The organism is Actinoallomurus liliacearum, assembly GCF_039542035.1.
GTDB lineage: Bacteria > Actinomycetota > Actinomycetes > Streptosporangiales > Streptosporangiaceae > Actinoallomurus > Actinoallomurus liliacearum.
The window spans coordinates 37,899-60,257 of the sequence record NZ_BAABHJ010000017.1; the positions used below are offsets into that span (position 1 = coordinate 37,899).

At 71.5% G+C, this 22,359-nt stretch carries 18 protein-coding genes; 10 read left to right on the plus strand and 8 right to left on the minus strand.

Going from position 1 to position 22,359, the window contains the following annotated elements; genetic code table 11:
* Window positions 1–43: 43 nt before the first annotated feature.
* Both ABD978_RS23895 and ABD978_RS23900 read right to left on the minus strand, forming a co-directional pair.
* Window positions 44–3,571: an AAA family ATPase gene (locus tag ABD978_RS23895; protein ID WP_345358583.1), complete on the minus strand. Its 3,528-nt coding sequence runs from the start codon at window positions 3,569–3,571 to the stop codon at window positions 44–46.
* 103 nt (window positions 3,572–3,674) lie between these two features.
* Complete coding sequence (locus ABD978_RS23900) at window positions 3,675–3,974, minus strand: type II toxin-antitoxin system Phd/YefM family antitoxin (RefSeq protein ID WP_345358586.1); 300 nt, start codon at window positions 3,972–3,974, stop codon at window positions 3,675–3,677.
* Window positions 3,975–4,102: 128 nt separating this feature from the next.
* On the opposite strand from ABD978_RS23900, the gene ABD978_RS23905 reads away from it, so the two are divergent.
* Window positions 4,103–4,720: a ClpP family protease gene (locus ABD978_RS23905; RefSeq protein ID WP_345358589.1), complete on the plus strand. Its 618-nt coding sequence runs from the start codon at window positions 4,103–4,105 to the stop codon at window positions 4,718–4,720.
* Complete coding sequence (locus ABD978_RS23910; protein WP_345358592.1) at window positions 4,717–5,328, plus strand: ATP-dependent Clp protease proteolytic subunit; 612 nt, start codon at window positions 4,717–4,719, stop codon at window positions 5,326–5,328. The genes ABD978_RS23905 and ABD978_RS23910 overlap by 4 nt, the downstream gene beginning before the upstream one ends.
* Window positions 5,329–5,386: 58 nt before the next feature.
* On the opposite strand, the gene ABD978_RS23915 is transcribed toward ABD978_RS23910, so the two are convergent.
* A complete protein-coding gene (locus ABD978_RS23915; RefSeq protein ID WP_345358595.1) occupies window positions 5,387–6,499 on the minus strand; it encodes an MFS transporter in 1,113 nt (370 codons plus the stop codon).
* A 51-nt stretch (window positions 6,500–6,550) separates the two neighbouring features.
* A complete protein-coding gene (locus ABD978_RS23920; protein WP_345358598.1) occupies window positions 6,551–7,360 on the minus strand; it encodes a helix-turn-helix transcriptional regulator in 810 nt (269 codons plus the stop codon).
* Between the two features lie 119 nt (window positions 7,361–7,479).
* On the opposite strand from ABD978_RS23920, the gene ABD978_RS23925 reads away from it, so the two are divergent.
* Window positions 7,480–8,559: an alcohol dehydrogenase catalytic domain-containing protein gene (locus tag ABD978_RS23925; protein ID WP_345358601.1), complete on the plus strand. Its 1,080-nt coding sequence runs from the start codon at window positions 7,480–7,482 to the stop codon at window positions 8,557–8,559.
* Between the two features lie 12 nt (window positions 8,560–8,571).
* Here the strand turns inward: ABD978_RS23925 and ABD978_RS23930 are convergent, their stop codons facing one another.
* Window positions 8,572–9,201, minus strand: a complete 630-nt coding sequence (locus tag ABD978_RS23930) for a class I SAM-dependent methyltransferase (protein WP_345358604.1) — start codon at window positions 9,199–9,201, stop codon at window positions 8,572–8,574.
* A gap of 32 nt (window positions 9,202–9,233) precedes the next feature.
* Window positions 9,234–10,250: an NAD(P)/FAD-dependent oxidoreductase gene (locus tag ABD978_RS23935; RefSeq protein WP_345358607.1), complete on the minus strand. Its 1,017-nt coding sequence runs from the start codon at window positions 10,248–10,250 to the stop codon at window positions 9,234–9,236.
* 79 nt (window positions 10,251–10,329) lie between these two features.
* Here ABD978_RS23935 and ABD978_RS23940 point away from each other — a divergent pair, with 79 nt between their 5' ends.
* The gene (locus ABD978_RS23940) at window positions 10,330–10,929 is read left to right on the plus strand and encodes a helix-turn-helix domain-containing protein (RefSeq protein WP_345358610.1); all 600 of its coding nucleotides are present in this window, start codon (window positions 10,330–10,332) and stop codon (window positions 10,927–10,929) included.
* Between the two features lie 55 nt (window positions 10,930–10,984).
* On the opposite strand, the gene ABD978_RS23945 is transcribed toward ABD978_RS23940, so the two are convergent.
* Window positions 10,985–11,872, minus strand: a complete 888-nt coding sequence (locus ABD978_RS23945) for an NAD(P)H-binding protein (protein ID WP_345358613.1) — start codon at window positions 11,870–11,872, stop codon at window positions 10,985–10,987.
* Between the two features lie 159 nt (window positions 11,873–12,031).
* On the opposite strand from ABD978_RS23945, the gene ABD978_RS23950 reads away from it, so the two are divergent.
* The 3 genes from ABD978_RS23950 to ABD978_RS23960 all read left to right on the plus strand — a co-directional run bounded on the left by ABD978_RS23950 (window position 12,032) and on the right by ABD978_RS23960 (window position 16,986).
* On the plus strand, window positions 12,032–13,018 hold the full coding sequence (locus ABD978_RS23950; RefSeq protein WP_345358616.1) for a LysR family transcriptional regulator: 987 nt from the start codon (window positions 12,032–12,034) through the stop codon (window positions 13,016–13,018).
* Window positions 13,019–13,104: 86 nt separating this feature from the next.
* Window positions 13,105–13,659, plus strand: a complete 555-nt coding sequence (locus ABD978_RS23955) for a GNAT family N-acetyltransferase (protein ID WP_345358619.1) — start codon at window positions 13,105–13,107, stop codon at window positions 13,657–13,659.
* Window positions 13,660–13,788: 129 nt separating this feature from the next.
* Complete coding sequence (locus ABD978_RS23960; RefSeq protein ID WP_345358622.1) at window positions 13,789–16,986, plus strand: TIM-barrel domain-containing protein; 3,198 nt, start codon at window positions 13,789–13,791, stop codon at window positions 16,984–16,986.
* Window positions 16,987–17,074: 88 nt separating this feature from the next.
* Here ABD978_RS23960 and ABD978_RS23965 read toward each other — a convergent pair whose 3' ends face one another.
* Window positions 17,075–20,239 (minus strand): NACHT domain-containing protein, encoded by a 3,165-nt coding sequence (locus ABD978_RS23965; protein ID WP_345358625.1) that lies wholly within the window; start codon window positions 20,237–20,239, stop codon window positions 17,075–17,077.
* Between the two features lie 395 nt (window positions 20,240–20,634).
* Between ABD978_RS23965 and ABD978_RS23970 the strand changes: the two genes are divergently transcribed.
* The 3 genes from ABD978_RS23970 (at window position 20,635) to ABD978_RS23980 (ending at window position 22,285) form a co-directional block, all read left to right on the plus strand.
* Window positions 20,635–20,769, plus strand: a complete 135-nt coding sequence (locus tag ABD978_RS23970) for a hypothetical protein (RefSeq protein ID WP_345358628.1) — start codon at window positions 20,635–20,637, stop codon at window positions 20,767–20,769.
* The gene (locus ABD978_RS23975) at window positions 20,766–21,305 is read left to right on the plus strand and encodes a hypothetical protein (protein ID WP_345358630.1); all 540 of its coding nucleotides are present in this window, start codon (window positions 20,766–20,768) and stop codon (window positions 21,303–21,305) included. The genes ABD978_RS23970 and ABD978_RS23975 overlap by 4 nt, the downstream gene beginning before the upstream one ends.
* A 137-nt stretch (window positions 21,306–21,442) precedes the next feature.
* Window positions 21,443–22,285, plus strand: coding sequence for an alpha/beta fold hydrolase (locus tag ABD978_RS23980; protein ID WP_345358632.1), 843 nt, complete (start codon window positions 21,443–21,445; stop codon window positions 22,283–22,285).
* Window positions 22,286–22,359: the final 74 nt, after the last annotated feature.

Here is a 22,359-nt window from a genome sequence, read left to right on the forward strand (position 1 = left end):
CCGCGCCGGCCCCCGGGTCACGGGCCCTGGGTGACAGGTCCGGTCACAGGTACTGGCCGAGCCGTTCGTCGCGGTCGATGGGCGCGTCGGTCTCCGGCAGGTCCTCCTGGCGCAGCAGCCGGATCTCCTCCCGGTCCGGTGCCTCCTGCCCGGTGATGCGCTGCGCCTGCAGGGCGACGGCCCGGTCCAGGATGTTGCGCATGAGCCGGGCGTTGCCGAACGACTCGCCGCGGGCGGCCGAGCGGAGCCGGGAGCGTACGGCGTCGAGCACGCCCTCGGCCACGCCGAAGCCCGCGTCCGCCGCCATCACCTCGAAGATCGCGACGAGTTCGTCGTCGGTGTAGTCCGGGAACCGCAGGACGGTCGGGAAGCGCGACGCGAGACCGGGGTTGAACTCCAGGAACCGCAGCATCGGCCCTTCGTAACCCGCCACGATGACGACGAGGTCGGCGCGGTGCTCCTCCATCAGCTTGAGCAGCTCGGCGATCGCCTCGTGCCCGTAGTCGCGTCCGGAGTCGGCGGGCGTCAGGGCGTACGCCTCGTCGATGAACAGCACGCCGCCCAGCGCCCGCTCCACCGCCGCGCGCACCTTCGGGGCCGTCTGCCCGACGTACTCGCCGACGAGGTCGGCGCGGGACACCTCGACCAGGTGCCCGGACGACAGGAGCCCCAGCTTGGCGTAGACCGCGGCCAGCAGCCGCGCCATCGTGGTCTTGGCCGTTCCCGGATTTCCGGTGAACACCATGTGCCGCGTGGGCGAGGCGATCGGGATGCCGGCGTCGCGGCGGAGCTGCTCGGCCTTGGCCTCGGCGACGAGCAGGCGCACCTCCTGCTTGACCGCGTCCAGCCCGATCAGCCGCTCGATCTCTGCGAGGGGGTCGCCGGGCAGGTCGATGTGGCCGCCGGCGGCCAGCGTGCCGGGGATGTCCTCGGCGAAGATCTCGTCGAGGGACTCGTCGTCGGTGAGCACGCCGTCGTCGAGGACGCGGCGGGACTGCATGGCCACGGCGCGGTCGAGCAGATTGATCATCAGGCGGGCGTTCCCGGCGGCCCGGTCGCGCGCCCCCGCGCGTACGAGGTCGCGGACCTTGTCGAGCACGCCCTCCCGCAGCGCGAAGCCCGCGTCGGTGGCCTTGGCCTGGAAGATCTCGATGAGCTCGTCCTCGGTGAGGTCGGGGAACCGGAGCTGCTTGGGGAAGAACGCCGCCAGCTCCGAGTCGCTCTTGAGCAGGCCGTTCATCGCGCCTTCGGGCCCGCACAGGACGACGATCAGGTCCTCCGGGTGGGACTGCACGGCCGCCAGCAGGACGTCGATCGCCTCCCGGTTGCGCGGCGAGTCGCCCGGCATGAGGTTGTGCGCGTCGTTGATGGCCAGCACGCCGCCGTGCGCGCGCTCGACCGCCCGGCGCACGCGCGGCCCGCTCTCGCTGACGTACTCGCCGACGAGGTCGGAGCGGTCCACCTCGACCAGGTGGCCGGAGGACAGGACGCCCAGGTCGGCGTAGATGCGGCCGAGGATCCGCGCGACCTTGGACTTGCCCGTGCCGGAGTTGCCGGTGAAGACCAGGTGCCGTGGCCGCGCGGCGACGGGCATGCCCGCCTCGCGGCGCATCCGGGCGGCCTCGGCCTCGGCGACGAGCAGACGGACCTCGTTCTTCACCGACTTCAGGCCCACGCACGCGTCCAGCTCGGCCATCGGGTCGGCGTCGGCGGCGCCGCCGGGGATGACCCGCTGCGGCAGATCCGCGACCGCGACCTCCGTCTCGCCGCGGGCGGCGGCCGCCGCCACGCACTGCTCGGCGAGGTACTCCACGAGGCGCGCGCCCCGCAGGTTCAGCAGCGGCGGGGTGCGGGACAGCAGCACCCCGGCGGTGACCGCGGCCTCCCGGGCGGCGGTCAGGCCGCGCCGGGCGACGGCCCGCCGGAACAGTTCCGCGTAGTCGTCCTCGGCGAACTCCCGCGTGCGGGCGACCCGGAAGTGCTGGTGCAGGGCCGGGTTGGCGTCGAAGATCCGCTCATCGCCGCCCGCCCGGCACGCCGCGACGACGTGCAGTTTCTGGTGGCGTTCGAGGACGCGGCGCAGCTCCTCGGCGAACGCGCCGCCGCAGTGCTCGAGGGCGAGGATGCGGTCGAGGCCCTCGATGACGAGGACCCGTCCTTCGAGGCACTCGCGCACGCGTGCCAGCAGGTACAGGATCGTGTCGCTGACGTGCAGGTTGGCGAACACCTGGTCGGAGACCCAGACGGCCTCGCGGACGTCCCCGCGTTCGGCCAGGGTCTGCTCGACGAGCCGGACGGCCGTGCCCTTGCCCGTCGCGTCCGGTCCGCTGAGCAGGAGGCGCACCGGGCGCGGGGTCGCGCCGGCGCGCAGAACCTCGGCGAGCGTCGTCACGAGCTCGGGCTGGCCGACGAGGTCGGCGCCGGTCTCCTCGGCCGCGGTCGCGGTCCGCGCCTCCTCGGCGGGCGGCACACCGGCGAACGCCGCGGTCAGCGGGTTGACGACCGTACGGGCGCGGAAGAGGCGGCGCAGATCCATCTGGAAACCGCGGACCGGCAGCCGGCCCTTCGGGCTCACGGCGCTGTCGGGCAGGCCCTGTACGGAGCCGGTGATCCGCAGGCCCATGTCCAGCCAGGCCCGGCAGGCGTCGGCCTCGCCCGCGACGAGACCGCGGGCCAGCCAGGACCGCACCTCCGCCTGCCACGGATCGGCGCGGAAGCCCTCCCGCAGGTGCTGGAAGCGCTCCTGGACGCTTTCGTACCGCTCGACGCCGATGGCGAACGCGAGGTCCGCGGGCACGGCCTGCGCGTCGGCCTGCAGCAGCAGCCGGGCCAGCCCCGTCACCAGCGGATCGCCGCCCGGGACCGCCGCGAGCAGGCGCTCGTGCGCGGCGATCCAGCCGGCGCACGCCCAGGTGAGATATCCGGTCGGGCCGGCCAGCTCCGGGAGCGCGGACAGGGTCTCGTCCGACAGGTCCGACGCCCAGACCCGCTCGAGGTCGCCGTGCGGCGTGGTCAGGTCGCGGGCCCGCAGCTCCGGGTCCTCCGCGTGCCGGTCGAAGATCGCGTGGAGGGCCTTGCGGCGCTCCTCCAGCGGCGTGATCCCGGCGAACACGTCGAGGGACTCGCGGCCCAGGGCGAACATCGTCTCCCGGAGCTCGACGTCGTCCCCGGCGTTCTCCACCAGCCACAGGCCGGGCGGCCGCAGCCGGCCGCCCTGGCTGAACCAGGCGACCGAGTCGCGGACGGGCGGCTCGGGCTTGGCCAGGAACTGGGTGAGCAGCTCGTAGTCGATGTCGCCGCGCGAGCCCGCCCGGATCGCCGCCGCCCCGAGCAGGAAGGTGAGCAGCGACCACAGCTCCGCGCCCGCCGCGGAGGTGCCCGTCGCGTAGAAGTCGCTGAGCCCGCCGGTCAGCGCCCGGGCGCGCTCGTCGGCGTCGAACTCGCGGGCGCGCTCGCGGACCTCGTCGTACAGCCCGTCGGGGACACGCCAGGGTCCGTACGCGTACACGTCCAGGACGGGTTCTTCGGTCAGTAGCAGTTCAAGGTGTTCCGGTAGGCGTGGGGGGCTCACGACGTAGACCTTACGACCCACCGGACGACGGACGCAGCCCTCTGAAGATCCGCCGGACCGGTCCGGTCTCCCGCCGCGGTCCGCGGCGGGCGCTCCGGTCTCGTCAGCGCTTCCAGTCGGAGCGGCCGGACCGACGTGGGTCCCGGTGCTCCGCCGCGATGCGGAGCGGGCCTGCGGGGCGTGACGGCTGCTCGGGCTCGGGTTCCGCCTCGGCGGGCAGCGGCAGGGTGAAGCCGATCTCCGCGGGCCGCCGCTCGAGCGCCTCGAGATCCTCCACCGGGACGAGGGCCGCGAGGGGCTTGCCGTGCCGGGTCAGGACGATCCGCTCGCCGGTGTAGCCGACACGGTTGACGAGCTCCGCGAGGTCGGCCCGGGCCTGCGTCACTGGGACCTCTCGTGTCATGCAGAGATTCTAGCATTCTGTACGTTCTTGCTATTCTGTACAGAACTCGAGCCGGTGCGCGGCAGGAGCGCGCCGGCGCGTGGACACCCGCCACGCGTACAGGCGCGCGTGGCAGCGAAGGAGCGCTGATGGACTTCCCGACCCTCGAACCGCGCGCCCGGGTCACCGAGATCCCGCCGGACGTGCACTCCCAGCAGCTCTTCCAGCGGCTGCTCGACCAGCGGATCGTCTTCATCGGCTCGGAGATCGACGACGACCTGGCCAACCGGGTGTGCTCGCAACTGCTGCTCCTCGCCGCCCAGGACGGGGAGCGCGACATCAAGATCTTCATCAACTCGCCGGGCGGGTCGATGGACGCGATGTTCGCCATGTTCGACGTGATGCGGTACCTGCCGAACGACGTCTCGACGGTCGCCCTCGGCATGGCCGCCTCGGCCGGGCAGTTCCTGCTCACGGCGGGCACGCGCGGCAAGCGCTACGCGCTGCGCAACACGCGGATCATGATGCACCAGCCGTCCGGCGGCATCCGGGGCACCGCCTCAGACATCCGTATCCAGGCCGAGCAGAGCGTGCACATGAAGCACCGGTTCCTGCAGCTCATCGCCGAGCACACCGGCCGGCCGTACGAGCAGATCGAGCACGACGCCGACCGCGACCGCTACTTCACCGCCGAGGAGGCCCGCGAGTACGGCCTCATCGACCACGTCGTCACCAGCGCCCTCGAGGCCGGAGGCGTCGCCCCATGAGGAACCCCGTCGCCAGGTACATCCTGCCGTCCTACGTCGAGCGCACCTCATACGGGATGAAGGAGAGCAACCCGTACAACAAGCTGTTCGAGGAGCGCATCGTCTTCGTCGGCGCGCCCATCGACGACACGCTCGCCAACGACGTCATCGCGCAGCTCATCGCCCTGGAGGGGATGGACCCGGACCGGGTCATCAGCCTGTACATCAACTCCCCCGGCGGCTCTCTCACCGCGATGACGGCGATCTACGACACGATGCAGTTCGTCAAGCCGCAGATCGAGACGACCTGCATCGGCCAGGCCGCCTCGGCCGCCGCCGTGCTACTCGCGGCGGGCGCGACCGGCAAGCGCGCCGCGCTGCCGCACTCGCGCATCGTGATCCACCAGCCGAGCACCGAGGGCGGCTACGGCCAGACCAGCGACATGGAGATCCAGGCCCAGGAGATCATCCGGCTGCGCGAGCAGCTCGAGACCATCCTGGCCCGGCACTCCGGCCGGCCGGCCGAGCAGGTCCGCTCCGACATCGAACGGGACCGCTACCTCACGGCCGAGGAGGCCCGCGAGTACGGCCTGATCGACGAGATCATCACCAGCCGCAAGCCGGGCTGACGAATCACCGCCGAGGATCTCCGTCGTCAGGGCGACGGAGATCCTCGGCGTAAGGGCCTCAGCTCGGGAGTGCCTGCGCCGTTCGAAGTGGCGAGAAGAACGTCGGCACCCAGACCAGGGCGAACAGCACCGCACCGGCCCACAGTGCCGCCCGGACGCCGACGAACTGACCGAGCAGACCGGCGAGCGCTCCACCGACCGCCAGTGCCCCGGTCAGGACGAAGCGCATGGTGGCGTTCATCCGGCCCAGGAGCCGATCCGGCGTGACCGCCTGCCGGAAGCTCACCTTGATCACGTTGTCCACGCCGACCTTGAACGTGATGAGCAGCCAGGCGGTGGCGGCGAGCCAGAGCGCCGGACCACGGTCGACGAGTGCGACGCAGATTCCGGTCGGCGCGATCGCCAGGCCCACGAGCCACAGGACCCGGCCCGATCCGAGGCGGCGAGCGAGCCGGCGGGCGGACAGCGACCCCAGCAGCGTGCCGGCGCCGCCCACGGCGAAGAAGACGCCGATGGCGCCGCCGGGCAGACCCAGACGGACGAAGACGACGGGAAGCATCGTCTGGCACAGCTGGATGGCGAGGTTCGTGCACGTGCCGGCGAGGGCGATGGGACGCAGGACGGCGTGGCCGAACACGTAACGGACGCCCTCCCCGATGTCGCGCCGGAGCGCCGTGGTGCCGGCGTGCCGCGGCCGCGGCTCGGGCCGCCGGACGCGCAGCAGGAACACCGCCGACCCGAGGTACGTGGCCGCGTCGAGCCCGATCGCGGCGGGCGCGGAGACGAGAGTGACCAGGAGCCCGCCCACACCACGCCCGCCGATCTCCGTGACCGCGCCGAGCGTCACCAGGCGGGCGTTGGCCCGGCCCAGCCGGTCGTGGCCGACCAGGTGAGGCAGATGGCTCTGCGCGGCCACGTCGAAGAAGACGGTGCACACCCCCGTGACCAGCACGACGCCGTAGAGCTGATAGATCTTCAGGACGCGGAGGAGCCAGGCGAGCGGCACCGAGCCGAACACGACGGCGCGGGCCAGATCGGCGGCGATCATCAGCGGACGCTTGCGCATGCGGTCGGTCCAGGCGCCCGCCGGCAGGCCGATGAGGAGGAAGGCCAACGTGCTGAGCGCCGCCGGCAGGCCGACCTGTCCCGGAGACGCGCGCAGGGCCAGCACCGCCGACGTCCACCGGCGAAGCGCTCCTCGCCGCCGCGCAGTGACAGGTGCCTAGAAGACGACGGGCGGCCTGGAACCGGTGTGATCTGCGGGCGAGTAGACGGTCAGCCGGAGCGCCGGATCCTCGTTGGACTGGAAGGTGGCGTACTCGAAGACGAGCGGGCCCTCGGACGGATGGTGCAGTCGCTTCCGTCCGGAACCGGCGGGTAGGACGTCGTGCCGTTCCCACCAGGTGGCGAACTCCGGGCAGCCGCGGCGGAGCCGGTCGGCGAGCGCGGTGAACGCCGGATCCGGTGCCCACAGGTCGTGCGCCGCGCGGAACTGCGCCGTGGCATGCCTGGCCTGGTCGGTCCAGCCGTCGCCGAAGAGACGCCGGGCCTCGGGCGTGAGCAGCAGGTAGACGAGGACGTTGCGGTCGTCCGCGCCGAGGCGGCCGAAGTCGGTGAACAGCCGGGCCGCCTCGGCGTTCCACGCCAGCACGTCCCAGCGGCGGCCGGTGACGTACGCGGGCGCGCCGAGTCCCTCGACCAGGCGCCTGGTCCCCTCCGACACCTGCTCCCGGACGAAGGGCTCACGCGCCGGAGAACATGCCAGTCTCCGCAGGTGGTCCCGGTCGGTGGCGTCCAGGCGGAGCGCCTCGGCGAGGGCGTCGATCGTGGTGGTCGACGGGCTTCCGGCCCGCCCCTGCTCGAGGCGGACGTACCAGTCGATCCCGATGCCGGCCAGTTCGGCGACCTCTTCCCGCCGGAGGCCCGGCGTCCGGCGACGTCGCCGCTCGGGGAGTCCCACCGTCTCGGGACTCAGCCGCTCCCGCCGGGACCGTAGGAAGTCACCGAGTCCGCGACCGGCCGGCTCGCGCATGATCGCCGCCTTCGCTGGGTGGTACTGGCCGATCCCAGGACGATACCGGGCCTGGATACGCCCGCTCGGGTGGCCCACCATCGATCGCGCAATCGGCCGATCGAACGAGAGGAACCACCATGAAGGCCGCGGTGTTGCAGGAATTCGGCCGCCCCCTGTCGGTGGAGGACGTGCCGGACCCGGTCTTGGGGACCGGCGAGGTGATCGTTGATGTCGTCGCGGCGGCCGTGCTGCCGTACGCGGCGGAGGTCTTCAGTGGCGAGCGCAGGTACCTGCTGACCCTGCCGGTGACGCCCGGTGCCGGCGCCGTGGGCCGGGTCCGCGAGGTCGGGCCGGACGCCACCCGCCTCACTCCGGGGCAGTGGGTGCTGTGCGACCCGACCATACGCTCCCGCGACCACGCGCTGACGCCGGACATCACCCTGCAGGGGCTGAGCGGCCGGGGCGAGGGCGGGCTGCGCCTGCAGCGGCACTTCGGTCAGGGCTCGTACGCCGAACGACTCCTGGTGCCCACCGAGAACGCCGTCCCGCTCGGTTCGATCGACCCGGCCGACGCGGCGCGGTGGGCCGCACTCAGCCTGTGCCTCGTCCCGTACGGCGGGCTCCTCGCGGGCGACCTGCAGGCGGGCGAGACGGTCTTGGTCAGCGGCGCGACCGGCAACTTCGGCGGCGCCGCGGTGGCCGTCGCGCTGGCGATGGGCGCCGCCTGCGTCATCGCGCCGGGACGCAACGAGGAGGCGCTGCGCGGGCTCGAGCGCCGGTTCGGCCCGCAGGTCCGGACCGTACGGCTCTCCGGCGCGGAGGACCGGGACCGGGGCCAGATGATGGCCGCGGCGCCCGGGCCGATCGACCTCGTCCTGGATCTGCTGCCTCCCTCCGCCGGGACGACGCCCGTGCGCGCCGCCGCGATGACCGTCCGCGAATACGGCCGGGTGGTGCTGATGGGCGGGGTCGGCATGCTGGGCGGCGCCGACCTCGCCCTCCCCTACCCGTGGCTGATGCGGAACAACGTCACCGTGCGCGGCCAGTGGTTGTACCCGCGCCACGCCCCCGCCCGCTTCATCGAACTGGCCCGCTGCGGACGGCTGGACCTCGGCCTGTTCTGCGTCACCGAGTTCGCCCTCGACGAGGCGGACGAGGCCGTGGCCCACGCCGCCCGGCACGCCGCGCCGTTCAGCCTGACCGTCATCCGGCCCTGACCCGGCTCACCGTCACGGGCGCCTGCGGGCGCGCAGGACGGTGTCGTGGATCGTGACCTCGTTGCCGTCGTGGTCGGTGGCCGGCCGGGGCCTGGCGTCGGCGGCGACGACGTCCCAGCGGCCGGGGTCGAGGACGGCCACGACGTCCTCGGCGGTGAAGAACAGCTCCGGGATGGGCGGCCGCTGGATCGTGGTCTGCAGGTCCAGCGGGTGGTGGCCGACGATGAGCAGTGTGCCGCCCGGCGCGACGGACGCCGCCATCCGGCGGAAGAACGCCTCGCGAGACGCGGCGAGGTGCACGTAGTGGGTGGAGACCAGGTCGAACCGCTCCTCGGGGGGCGCCCACTCGGTCAGGTCGGCCTGCGCCCAGTCGATCCGGCCTGCGGCGTCGGCGTCGAGGGACTCGGCGTGCTCGCGCGCGCGGCGGAGCGCGGCGGTGGCGAAGTCCACCGCCGTGACCCGCCAGCCGCGGGAGGCGAGCCAGATGGCGTCGGCGCCCTCCCCGCAGCCCGCGTCCAGGGCCGTGCCGGGCGCGAGGTCCTCGGCCTCCGCCACGAGCTGTGGATTGGGCCGTCCGCTCCAGACGTGGGTGTGGCCGGCGTACCGCTCTTCCCAGAAGTCCTTGCCGAACTCTTCGGGCACGATGATTCCCTTTCGTCGTTCAGAGAGCGCGTTCAGATGCCGTGGCGACGGTCGCCCATCGCCTGTTCGCAGAGGCGGGATTCGGACTCGGCCGAGAAGGGGTCCCGGCGGGCGGCGACCGCCTGGCGGGTCTCCTCGGCGATGAGGTCGGCGTTGATCTGGGCCCCCGCCATGGTGCCCGCCGCGGCGGCGGCGCCGACCTGGGCTGCCGGATCGGTGACGTTCCCGGCGGCCCACACCCCGGGGACCTCGGTACGGCCGGTCGCGTCCGCGGGGATGTACTGGCCGATCCCTGCCGGGTGTTCCGCCGGCCGCAGCCCGAGTCCGGCCAGGAAGCCCGCGCGCACCACGATCCGGGACGCGACCACGAGCGCCTCGCGCCCGACGACCGTGCCGTCGCGCAGCCGTACGCCCACGAGACGGTCCCCGTCGATCTCCACCGAGGCGACCTCGCCGTGGACGATCCCGACGCCGCGGGCGGTCAGCTCCTCCGTCTGCTCGTCGCCCGGCGGCAGGGTGTGGGCGAAGTACGTGACATCGGCGCTCAGCTGCCGGAACAGCAACGCCTGATGCACCGACATCGGACCGGTGGCCAGCACGCCGACGGCCTGGTCGCGCACCTCCCAGCCGTGACAGTACGGGCAGTGCAGCACGTCCCGGCCCCAGCGGGCGCGCAGGCCCGGGATGTCCGGCAGCTCGTCGACCGCGCCGGCGGCGACCAGCAGCCGGCGCGCGTGCACCGCCCGGCCGTCGGTCAGCGCCACCGCGAACCCGTCCTTCTCGCGGGTCACGGCGCCGACCTCGCCGGGCATCACCTGGCCGCCGTAGCCGCGGACCTCCGCCCGGCCGCGCTCCAGCAGCTCGACCGGTGGAATCCCCTCACGGGCCAGGAGATTGTGCACGCCCGCGGCCGGGACGTTGCGCGGCGAACCCGCGTCGACCACCAGCACCGTACGCCGCGACCGGGCCAGGGCCAGCGCCCCGCTCAACCCCGCCGCGCCGCCGCCGACCACCACCACGTCATAGCCGTCTTTCCGCAGATCGGTCACTTCGACCACCTCCACGGAGAGGATGCGGAGCCGCTGGCCGTTACCGCAAGCTCCGTTGCCGGTCTGGCAAAATGGGGCCATGGACGACGATCTCGACCAGGCGCTCGGCGCGGTCGGCCCCCGGCTGCGCGCGCTGCGGCGGCAGCGCGAGACCACGCTCGCCGAGCTGTCCGCGGCGACCGGCATCTCGGTGAGCACCCTGTCCCGGCTGGAGTCCGGCGCCCGCCGGCCGACCCTGGAGCTCCTGCTCCCGCTGGCCAGGGCCCACGGCGTCACGCTCGACGAGCTCGTCGACGCCCCGCCCACCGGGGACCCGCGCATCCACATACGGCCGATCGAGCGCGACGGCATGACGCTGCTGCCGCTGACCCGCCGGGCCGGCGGCATCCAGGCGTACAAGACCATCATCCCGGCCGGCAGTCGCCGCCGGGAGCCCGAACTGCGGACCCACGAGGGCTACGACTGGGTGTACGTCCTCAACGGACGGCTGCGGGTCGTCCTCGGCGAGCAGGACCTGGTGCTCTCGCCCGGTGAGGCGGCCGAGTTCGACACTCGGGTACCGCACTGGTTCGGCGCCGCCGACGCCGAACCGGTCGAGTTCCTCAGCCTGTTCGGCCGCCAGGGCGAACGCGCCCACCTCCGCGCCCGCCCCAAGACCAGAGACCCGCGTCTCGACTAGGGCGTGTCTCGAAGTCCACGCCGCGCAGTAGGACAGCGGGACTTCGAGACACGCCCTAAGAGCCGTTCTGCTCGACGGCGGGCTTCAGCACCTCCTCGCACCACTGGCGGAAGCCGGTCGGGGTGGTAGACCGCGGGGTGTGCGGCCGCGCGTTGTACAGGCCCCGGTCGATCGCGGCGGTCATGTCGGCCAGACCCTGGGCCCACGGCTCGCTGAGCCCGTTCCGCACCAGAGTGGCCTTGTACGCCGCACCGGAGACCTGCTGGAAGCGGATGGGCCGCCCCAGCACCTCCGACATGATCCGCGCCATGTCGTTCGGCGACAGATCCTCGGGTCCGAGGACCGGGACGCCCTCCTGCCCGCTCCAGGAGTCGTCGAGCAGCAGCTCGGCGGCGACGGCCGCGATGTCGCGGGTGGCGCACGTCGGGTTCTTGTGATCCCCGGACAGCGCCAGGTAGAAGGTGCCCTGGCTCCTGATCGCCCCGACCTGCTGGAGCATGTTCTCCATGAAGCCCGGCATCTGCAGGGCCCGGTAGCCCACGCCGGTCCTCTCGATCAGCTCGTCCATGGCGAGCGCCGCGGAGATCTGCCCGGCGTTCTCGGCCACGCCGCGGCCCAGGGTCGACACGCCGACGACGCGCTGGACGCCCTGCTTCTCGATGGCCTCGCAGAACGGCCGGGTGAAGCCCAGCAGGTGACCTTCGACGCTGTCGGCACGAGGGTCGGGAGGTACGAGCCAGAACACGGCGTCGGCTCCGTCCAATGCCTCGGTGAGGACGTCGAGGCGGTCGTGCGATCCCGGGACGACCTCGACCCGTTCGCGCACCCGCGGTGAGAGCCGGGACGGATCGCGCGCGATCACGCGGATCGGTTCTCCGCCGTCCAGGACCTTGTCGAGGACCTGCCGGCCGATCTGGCCGGTGGGCGTGGTGATGACGATCATTGAACCTCCAGGAGGAGTGGCGATGACACGGCCACATGGGCGTTCGCATCCGGGCCCGCCGAACTCGGCGATGGGGACCGCCGGATGGCACTGAGCAGTCAATCCGGCCGGGGCGAGAACCTGAAGGATCGATCCGGTCCCCGTTGATACTCTGCGGGTATGAATGACCTGGAGTCGCGAGAACTCCGGTACTTCGTCGCGGTCGCCGAAGAGCTGCACTTCGGCCGCGCGGCCGGGCGGCTGGGCATGGCACAGCCCCCGCTCTCCCGGGCGATCCGCGACCTGGAACGCCGGCTGGGCGTGCGGCTGTTCGAGCGCACCACGCGTCAGGTGAGGCTCACGGCGGCCGGGGAGGTCTTCCTGCGGGACGCCCGGACCGCGCTCGACGCGATCGCCGCCGCCGGCCGGCGGGTTCGGAACGCCGGCCGGGCCGCCCCGGTACTGCGAGTCGCCCTCAAGGCCGACAACGACGCCGGGCTGCTGCCGCGGATCCTGTCCGCCTACCAACGCGAGAACGCGGCGATCGACGTCGAACTGGTGCTCGGCGGCCGGGGCGAACAGGCGCCGGCGCTGCGCGACGGGCGAGCCGACGTCGCGCTGCTCGTCAGCCCCTTCGACGACCGCGGACTGGACTTCGAACCACTGCGCACCGAGCCCCGCCTGGCCGTCCTCGCGGCGACCGATCCCCTCGCCGCCCGCTCCTCCCTGCGGCTGGCGGACCTGGCCGGCCGGAGCCTCCCGGACGGAACCCTCGTCGAGGAGGACGGGCCGCCGCGCCCGCACACTGGGGAGAACGGGCCGCCGCGCTCGCACGCTCACCTGGGCGAGAGCGGCCCCACGTGGCCACGGACGGCGCCCCGCGAGCTCACGGCCGGAGCCCGCCGGCCGCCCTCGGACATCACCCAGATCTTCCGGCTGGTCGAGCTGGGGCAGATGATCTGCTTCCTCCCGGCCTGGGTGACGCGTCGTTACCCGCTGTCCGGGATCGCCTACCGGCCGGTCGACGATCTCGAGCCCGCCACACTGGCCGTCGCGTGGCCGCGGGACGCCCGCTCTCCGGCGGTCGCCGCCTTCATCCGCGCAGCCGTCTCGGTGCCGGCGACCGCCGACGCGGAGAACGGCGTACCTCAGGAAGCCCGGTCCTGACGGTCGCCGCCGTCGAGGCGACGGAGGCTCGCGGACCGCGTCGAACGCGGCTGACGGCCGCGGTGACGGGGGTTTACCGTGGGGCGATGCGGACGTTGACCACCGAACGACTCATCCTCCCGCCCTGGGATCCCCGTTTCGAGGAGGACTTCTGCCGGCTCGGCGCCGATCCGCGCGTCAGCCGCTACCTGGGGGACGGCCGGCCGTGGAAGCCGGAGCGTACCGTCGCGCGGCACGGCGAGATCCTGGCGCACTGGCGGGAGCACGGGTTCGGCTGGCGCGGGATCCTCCTCCGCGAGCCGGGCGACGAAGCGCTGATCGGAGTCGCCGCGTTGAGCCGTCTCTCCAAGCCGCTGCCCGGAGTCGATGAGCCGGCCATCGAGATCGGGTGGTGGGTGGATCCGCGGCACTGGGGGAAGGGCATCGCCACCGAGGCGGCGGCCGTCATCCGCGACGAGGCGTTCACCGACCACGGCGCCGCCCGGCTGGTCGCCCGCTACCAGCCCGCCAACCACGCGTCCGGCAACATCATGCGCAAGATCGGCATGCGCCACCACGACGACACCACCGGCCCCTACGGCGAAGCCGTTCGCCTCTACGTCCTCGAGCGCTCGGACTGGGTCACCGCGACGCACTCCTGAGGCGCACGGTCACCGCGGCACGGTGACCGATTTAGACCATCTATTGACGAATCTGATCATTTGGCTTCATAGTCCATTGACGTGAGCCTCCTCCCCCGATTGCGTAATGTCAGAGTTCGTCGGCGGCACATGCGCCGGCGGACCGGCCCCGGATCAAAGACGGTCAGAGCCGGTCTGGCGCTGGCCGGAGTGGCCGGGCTGGTGGTCGCCGGTTCTCCACCCGCCACCGCGTCCCCCGCCGGGCAGCGGGCCGATCGGCACGCGGTCCGGTCGGGCGACGCCCGCTTCGAAGTGCTGTCCCCGACGCTGATCCGGATGGAGTACGCCGGCGACGGCGCGTTCACCGACGCGGCGACGTTCAACGCGGTCGGGCGCGACGGCTTCGGGCGGACGCCGTACACCAAGAAGGTCGAAGACGGCTGGCTGACCATCGACACCGGGCCGGTGAAGCTGCGGTACAAGGTCGGCTCCGGCCCGTTCACCGCGGACAACGTCTCCGTGCAGGTGCGCGCCGCCGACCAGAAGGTGATCGCGCACCCGACCTTCCCCGGAGCGGTCACCTGTGCCACCGACACCCTCTGTGAGGCGGAGCGGGGCCTGCTCCAGGGGGTGAGCGTCGCCTCCGACCACACCGGGTTCACCGGCACCGGGTTCGCCGCCGGGTTCGAGAGCACCGGCGCGTCGCTCGCCTACACACTCGACGTGCCCAAGGACGGCACCTATGACGTGCGCCTGCGCTACGCCAACAGCCAAGGCGGCGACGGGAAGACAACGACCCGTACGCTGAGCGCCGCCGTCGACGGCGGAACGCCCGCGACGCTGACGATGCCGACCACCGCGAACTGGGACACCTGGGCGTTCACCTCCGCGCCGGGCCTGCACCTGTCCGCCGGCCGGCACACACTCGTCATCTCCCGGACCGCGAACGACTCGGGCGACGTGAACATCGACAGCCTGGCGCTGACGGCGCCCGGCGCGCCGTACCCGACGACGGTGCCATCGGCCGTCTGCGACTACGGCACCGTGTGCGAGGCCGAGGCCGGCGTACTCGCCGGCGGCGCGAAGCTCGCCGCCGACCACAACGGCCACTCCGGTGACGGGTTCGTCGCCGGGCTGGAGCGGGCGGGTGCGTCCGACACCGTCACGGTACGGAACGTTCCCGCCGACGGCTCGTACGGGCTGCAGGTCCGCTACTCGAACGGCGGCGGAACCTCGCGGACCATCTCGACGGCGGTGAACGGCGGAACGGCCACGACGGCGAACCTCGCGCCGACGGCCGACTGGGACAGCTGGTCGACGGCCGTCATCCCGGTGACCCTGACCAAGGGCACCGACACGATCGCACTCGGCTGCCCGACGGCGGACAGCTGCCACGTCAACCTCGACACCGTCGCCGTCGCCCCGGCCTCCTCGGCGGTGCTGCCGGCGCACAGCCCTCTCGGCGGGTACCGGCGCGGCCTCGACGGCGTCAACGGCAGCGCGGTCACCACGCCCGGCCTGCTCTACCGCGACGGGTGGTACCTGCTCGACGACACGCCCTCGGCCATCTTCGACCCGGAGACCCGCACGGTCCACGCGCGGCCCGGCCACGACGGCAAGTCCTACCAGGACGGCTACCTCTTCGGCTACGGCCAGGACTACAAGCAGGGCCTCACGGACCTGAAGACGCTGACCGGACCGTCGGAGCTGCTGCCCCGGTGGACGTACGGCATCTGGTTCTCCGAGTACTACGACTTCAGCGCCGCCGACTACCAGAACGACCTCCTGCCGAAGTTCCGCTCGGAGGGCGTCCCACTGGACGTCCTGGTCACCGACACGGACTACAAGGCGCCCACCGACTGGAACGGCTGGCAGATCGACAGCAACAAGTTCCCGGACCCGGCGGCGTTCTTCGCCTGGGAGCACGCGCAGGGACTGCACAGCGCGCTGAACATCCACCCGAGCATCCAGAGCGGTGACCCGGCCTACGCGCAGGCGCAGGCCACGGCCAAGAACAAGCTGACGCCCTCGAACTGCCAGGCGCCCTCCGGGCAGACCTGCTACACGTTCGACTGGGGCGACCCGGACCAGCTCGCGGCCTACTTCGGCGCGCACAAGAAGACGGAGCAGCAGGGCAACGACCTGTGGTGGCTGGACTGGTGCTGTGATGGCTCCCAGTCCTCGCTGGCCGGCGTCACGCCCGACGCGTGGATCAACCAGCAGTACGCCGACGACACCGCCAAGCGCGTCGGGCGCGGGTTCGCCTTCTCCCGGGCGTACAGCTCCCTGCAGGCCTCGGGCTACAGCGGTCAGGCCCCGGTGCCGACCGGCCCGTGGGCGGACAAGCGCACGACGGTGCACTTCACCGGGGACACCGCCTCGAGCTGGGGCACCCTGAAGTACGAGGTCGGCTACACGCCGGGCGAGTCCGCCGCCACCGGCCTGTCGGCGGTCAGCCACGACATCGGCGGGTTCAACGGCCCGTCCAAGCTCGCCGACGACCTGTACGTGCGATGGGTGCAGATGGCGGCGTTCCAGCCGATCCTGCGGCTGCACAGCAACCACAGTGCCCGGCTGCCGTGGCAGTACGGCGACCAGGCCCGCACGGCGGCCGACAAGTTCCTGAACCTCCGCGAGAACCTGGTCCCGTACTCCTACACGCTGGCGAAGGAGACGGCCGACACCGGCGTGCCCGTCGTCCGGGCCACGTACCTGGAGTACCCGGACGAGCAGGGCGCCTACGACGCGGCGGCCCGGGAGTACTTCTACGGCTCCGACGTGCTGGTGGCCCCGGCCACCTCGCCCGGCGCCACCGCCACCACGTCGGTGTGGTTCCCGCCCGGGCAGTGGACCGACTACTTCACCGGGAAGACCTACAGCGGCCCCGGCACGAGGGACGTCACGACCGACTGGAACTCGATGCCGGTCTTCGTCAAGGCGGGCGGGATCCTGCCGACGCGCACGGACGACGTGACCAACGACGTGCAGAACCCGCTGTCCAAGGTCACGGTGAACGTCGCGGGCGGCGCCGACGGCTCGTTCCCGCTGTACGAGGACGACGGGCACTCGACCGGCCCGCACGCCTCGGCGACGACCACGCTCCGGTACACCGAGCGCGGCGGCGACCACGCCCTGCTCATCGGCCCGGCGCGCGGCCGGTTCCCCGGCCAGGTGGCGCGGCGGCAGTGGACGGCCGTCTTCTCCACCGCGGCGCGGCCGACGGCCGTACGGGTCGACGGCAGGCCGGTGGCCCAGGGGAACTGGGCGTACGACGGCGAACAAGGGACGTTGACGGTCACCGTCCCCGCCCGGCCGATCGGCACCGCGACGAGGATCGACTACCGCTGATCCGGGCCCGACCCGTCCGCTCGAACACGTTGATCGTCGGCGCCTGGCGCCTCCCCGGAGGCGGCAGGCGCCGACGATCGGCCTCTTCTCAGATTCGGCCCAACAGGATCACCTCGTCGGGCGGCTGCGGTCCTCGCAGCCGCCGCTGAAGGAGTGAGACGCCCACGGCGACGTCCCAGAACCGTTTCGCCAAAAGGTCGTCCGGCGCCGCCTGCTCGGCCTCGGCGGCCAGCGCGAGAGCCGTCAGCCTGACCGCCGTCGCCAGCGCGGGTGGCAGCGGCCGGCGTTCTTCGAAGACCCGGATCGAGTCGGCCAAGAAGGGCTTCATGGTGCGTTCGGCCCATGGTGACCATTTTTTCAGGGCCACCCGCTCGGAGATCTCCCTCAGAGTCCCTGCGATGTCATCGAATGACCCGACATAGCCTTCCTGCTTCCCGCTCTCGCTCTTCCGGCTCCACTCCTCACTCTTCCGTCTCCACACCTCGACGGCGCGGCGGAATCGCGTCGCCATGGAGGTCAGCGCGTCCGACCCGCTCGAGAGCAGGCGCCTCTCCCCGTCTCCGGCTTTCGTGATCGCCGCAGCGAAGGCCGGCCCCAGGTTCGACTGGCAGACCTCTGCGAGCTCGGCCCGAATACGCCAGCTGTCCGCGTTCCCGGACTGCGGGTCATCGGCCCTCTTCAGACCACGGCCGAAGGACGGATCGATGTGGGGTGTCTCATCGCCCACCAGAGTGAAGCCCAGGTCGGTGAACCGGCCGGCCTCACCCGGGCTGATATCCCGGACGCTCACCAGCCGGTATCCCCCGATCAGCTCTCCGAGCCGCCCGAACTCGGCATAGCGCGGGATGTCCTTCGCGAGGTCCTTGAACAGGAGGCGGGCTCTCGCGAGCCTACGGTTGAGGACGTCGTCGGACTTGACGTTTATCTTCCAATACGCATCGAAGCCCTGCAGCCGCAGCAGGATCTCCTCCACCGCGACCCGCATCAGCGACTTGTCCGCGCCGATCGAGGCCATGCGCTCCAGGTAACGGAGCATCAGGAGGAGAGTCTCGAGGAGGATCTCAGGAAGACAGTCGGCGAGGTCGGCGCTCACATGGTCGCTAAGCTCCTCCGGGCTCAGTTCATCTGCCTTACCGAAGTCACCGTCCCGCCATTGGCGTTGTCTCCCGACGACCGGGTGAAGCCATACGCGAAGATCGTTCACCCCCAGCACATCGCCGATGTTCTTCTCGTTGAGCTCTGCGGCGGCCGGTAGGCGGTACAAGGGTTCGCCGACCAGCTCGTTGACCCACTCCGCGAACGCGGTCGCGTCGCTGCCGCGTATCCCGCGCACGGGACGATCCAGTGCCTCCTCGGCGGGCGGCCACTCGCCATCCGGTGTGCACACCCGCCCGGCGGCCTGCATATCCCGCTCAAAGAGCTGATAGATCCGGTTGGTTATCAGGCTGGTACAGATTCGGCCGCCGCCGCTCGTCCGCATGGTCGATCGGAGGCTGCGCGCCACGAAGACGGCGGTGGCGGCCCGACGGCGAACCGACGGCTCCGGATCGTCCATGTCCAGGAGCAGGCCGTCGAGTCTGTCCCGCAGTTCGACCGCCAGCTCTTTCGCCTCATCGGCACAGTCAAAGGCGAGGACCAGGGCGGGCACCGTGTCGGCCTCGAGACAGGCACGGATGATCGGGCCCGCGTCCGCGTCCGCGACGTACAGGAGAGTGGTCTCCCGCCACCAGTCATCGGAGACCACGCGGGCCAATTCCGCGACCAGTCCTCGATCGCGAATGTACGCCGCGGTCAGATACTCCTGGATGGTCTGGTGACAGAACGCATAAACTCCGTTCTCCCGCTCGACCAGGAGGCCGTTGGATCCGACATCGGCCAGGAATGTCTCTACCGTGATCTCCTTCGATACCCGTCGGATGCTCCGCTCCAGGATTTTCAGCACCTCGAGCTCCGGCAGATCACGGACGCCACGGCACATCATCTCGTGTGCCAGGGACCGAAGGATGTTCTCCTTCTGGTTGCCGCGCGGATTCACTCCGAGCCGTTTCGCCTCCTGCCGCCGCCAGAGCATCACCTGGCATATCTCGCTGTACAGGTCGGCCCGGCTTCCCGGCAGGGCATCGCGGTAACGATGGACGTTGGCGATCATGGTCAACAAGAGCGGATTCACCGTGAGTTCGTATAGCTCAGGTGATTTACGTAGCCGATCGAGCAGGTCGTTGGCGCCCTCCTCCGCCTGCCGTCGGACATGCTCGTCGCCGGAGCCGGTGATCCGCTCCTCCACCGCCTGGTACCAGTTGTGCACGAACCGGGAGACCTGCTCTTCTGTGAAGGGCCGGGTCTGCAGGACGGTGACGCCTTCGATCGGGGAGGACTGGTATCCCTGCGGACGGGAGGTGATGACGAAGTCGTTCATGGGAAACTGCGACTTCTGCCTCTCCACCCACTGCACTATCTTGCGTCGGTCGTCCCGGCGGGCGACTTCGTCGAGACCGTCGAGGAGTATCAGGCATCTTCCGCTGATCAGCCGCTCTTCGAACCATCCCGCCGGCTCGCTCTTCGCCAACTCACCGATCGAGTCGCGAAGTATCTCGCCGATCGTTATGTTCGGCCTGGCGGTGATCACCGAAGCGTGGTCCCGCAGGTACAGCAGAATCGGTATGTTGCGGCGGCGCTTGTCGGCGCATGCCAGACGCGCCGAACGCCTGAGCAGGGTGGTCTTTCCGCTACCGGGGGCGCCGATCACCACGAGCGAACCAGGATCGGGGCGGTGCAGCAGATCGTCGAGGGATTGCCGTTCGGTTATGCCGGCGGGCACGTCGGCGAGGAGATCGCCACGCGCTCGCCACGGCACGCTGACCGCCAGCCCGACATCGACGAAGACGGAGTCGAGCTCCAGCCGGTGGGGACTCAGTGTGGCCAGACCTCGCTGCTCGACGAAGCGCAGGCTGCCGAGCACGTAGTTGCGATACCGCCCCTCGAAGCTGGAGAAGCGCTGATCGAGCCGCTTTATCAGGTGCCGGGTCACACGCGGCCGGTACTCTTTCTTGAGGTCTCCGGCGACTTCGCCGATCCAGCGGACGGTGACGACCGCACACCAATACAGGACGAGAGCCGCAATGGCCAGACCCAGATGCCTGGTCACCAGCTTGTGGAACACAGTGGCGAGCGTCGACGGCGGCAGCAACATCGCCGATAGCCAGCCGAGTGTGGGCAGTAGGCTGCTCTTGGACGAGCTTTTTTCCTCGGCCATTGGGGACCCTCACTCGATCGTACGACACGGCTGGCGCCAGTATGCCCGGGTCGCCATGGAGTTGGACAGATTCCGGTTATCGCGGCAAGCTCATCACCAGGCCGCTGGTTCGCCGGCGATCGCCAGAGAAGGCGGGATATCGGCACGTCAGCGCCTGACTGTTCAATCCCGATAGTGATGTTTGATATGAATAGCCGGAAATGCGGATGCCCGACACTGGACCTCGAGCCCGAATTCCGCCGATCACTGGCGCCTGACACCTGCCCGGAGGCGACCGAGGCCGGACCGACCCTTCAGAGGGAGGACCCCCGTCTCCTCGGGGGAGGCAATCCGGGCGGCATGGACGGGATCGTGAATGTTGTTCATGCCGTTCCCCTATGTCCGGAGAGCCGCCGTTGAAGACGAAGCTGAAGATCAAGCTATTGGCGGTGGCCGCGCTGACGGCCCTGATCGCCGGAGCCATGCTGGCCACGGGGTCGGGCGAGCCCCGGGCCACCGCCGGCCGTCCGACCGCCGGCGGCACGCGATGACCGCCGTCGACGTGCGACGGGCCGGCGCGGCCGCCGGTGGGACCCGAGGGCCGGTGCCGCGCTGGGCCGACCGGGCCGCGCAGGCGACGATGTGGTGCGCGCTGCCGTCGGGGATCTGGCGGATCCTTTTCGGACTCGGCCTGCCCGCCGGGTTCACCGGCTCCCTGGATCCCCGGCACGGGCCGTCGTACATGCTGCCGTACGTCATCGCGCTGACCGTCGCCTCCGAGGCGGTCGCGTTCCTCAGCATGGGCCTGGTCCGGCCGTGGGGCGAGATCTGGCCGCGGTGGGTGCCGTTCCTCCGGGGACGGCGGGTCCATCCGCTCGCGGCGATCGTGCCGGCCGCGCTGGGCTCGGCGGCGCTGATGGTGATCTGGACACGGCTCATCTCCGGCTTCCCGTCGGGCGATCCGGAGATGCCGCACGGTGCCAAGCGCCTGATCCTCGAGCTCTGCTACCTGCCGCTCATCGCCTGGGGGCCACTGCTGGCGGCCGTCACCGTGGCGTACGCCGTCCGCCGCCGACGCCACGGCTGACGGTACGGGAGCGTTGGCGAGCGCCGCGTCGTTGTCCTGGTCGTACGGACTTCGCGGCCGAGCGATGACTCCGCCCCGCCGCGGGGGAAATCATTCACCGGTGACAGCGCACGTTCCGTATCGACCAGGAGGACTCCGTGGATCCCATAACGACCGCGCCCGCCGCCAACGGGACCCTCCGCGCGCCCGACGCGCGGCTGTACTACGAGGTACGGGGCGAGGGCCCGCTGCTGGTGCTCGTCGGAGCCCCGATGGCCGCCGAGGCGTTCGCCCCCCTCGCCGACCTGCTGGCCACCGGCCACACCGTGCTCACCACGGACCCGCGCGGCGTCGGGCGCAGCCCGGCCGACGACCCCGAACAGGACTCCACGCCGGAACTCCGGGCCGCGGACCTCGCCCGGCTCATCACGCACCTGAACGCCGGACCGGCCGCGGTGCTCGGCTCCAGCGGCGGCGCCATCAGCGCGCTGGCGCTCGCGCAGTCCCGTCCCGAGCTGGTGCACACCGTCGTCGCCCACGAGCCGCCGCTCGCCGAACTGCTGGACGACCGCGACGAACACCGGGCCCGGACAGAGGACGTGATCGCCACCTTCACGTCCGGGGATCGGATCGGGGGCCACCGCAAGTTCATGGCCTCGATCGGCATCACGATGCCCGAGGAGATGTTCCAGCAGATGTACGGCGGGCCGCGCGACGAGCGGGAGCTCGCCGAGGAACGCCGGTTCTTCCTGCACGAGCTGCGCCTGACCGTCGGCTGGCGGCCCGACGTCACCGCCCTCCGCGACGGGACGCCCCGCCTCGTCGTCGGCATCGGCGCGGCGTCCGGCGGCCAGCTCTGCGATCGGACCTCCACCGCGCTCGCCGCCGGGCTCGGCGTCGAGCCGGTCATCTTCCCCGGCGGCCACGTCGGCTTCACCGAGGATCCCGCCCGGTTCGCCGCCCGGCTGCGCGAGGTCCTGGACGGCGCCCCGGCGGCCTGACGCCGGGGCGCGACGGCCGGTGCGGCGCCCTGCCCCGTGGCGCAGGGCAGCCGCCCGGAGACCCCCGGCGGTCC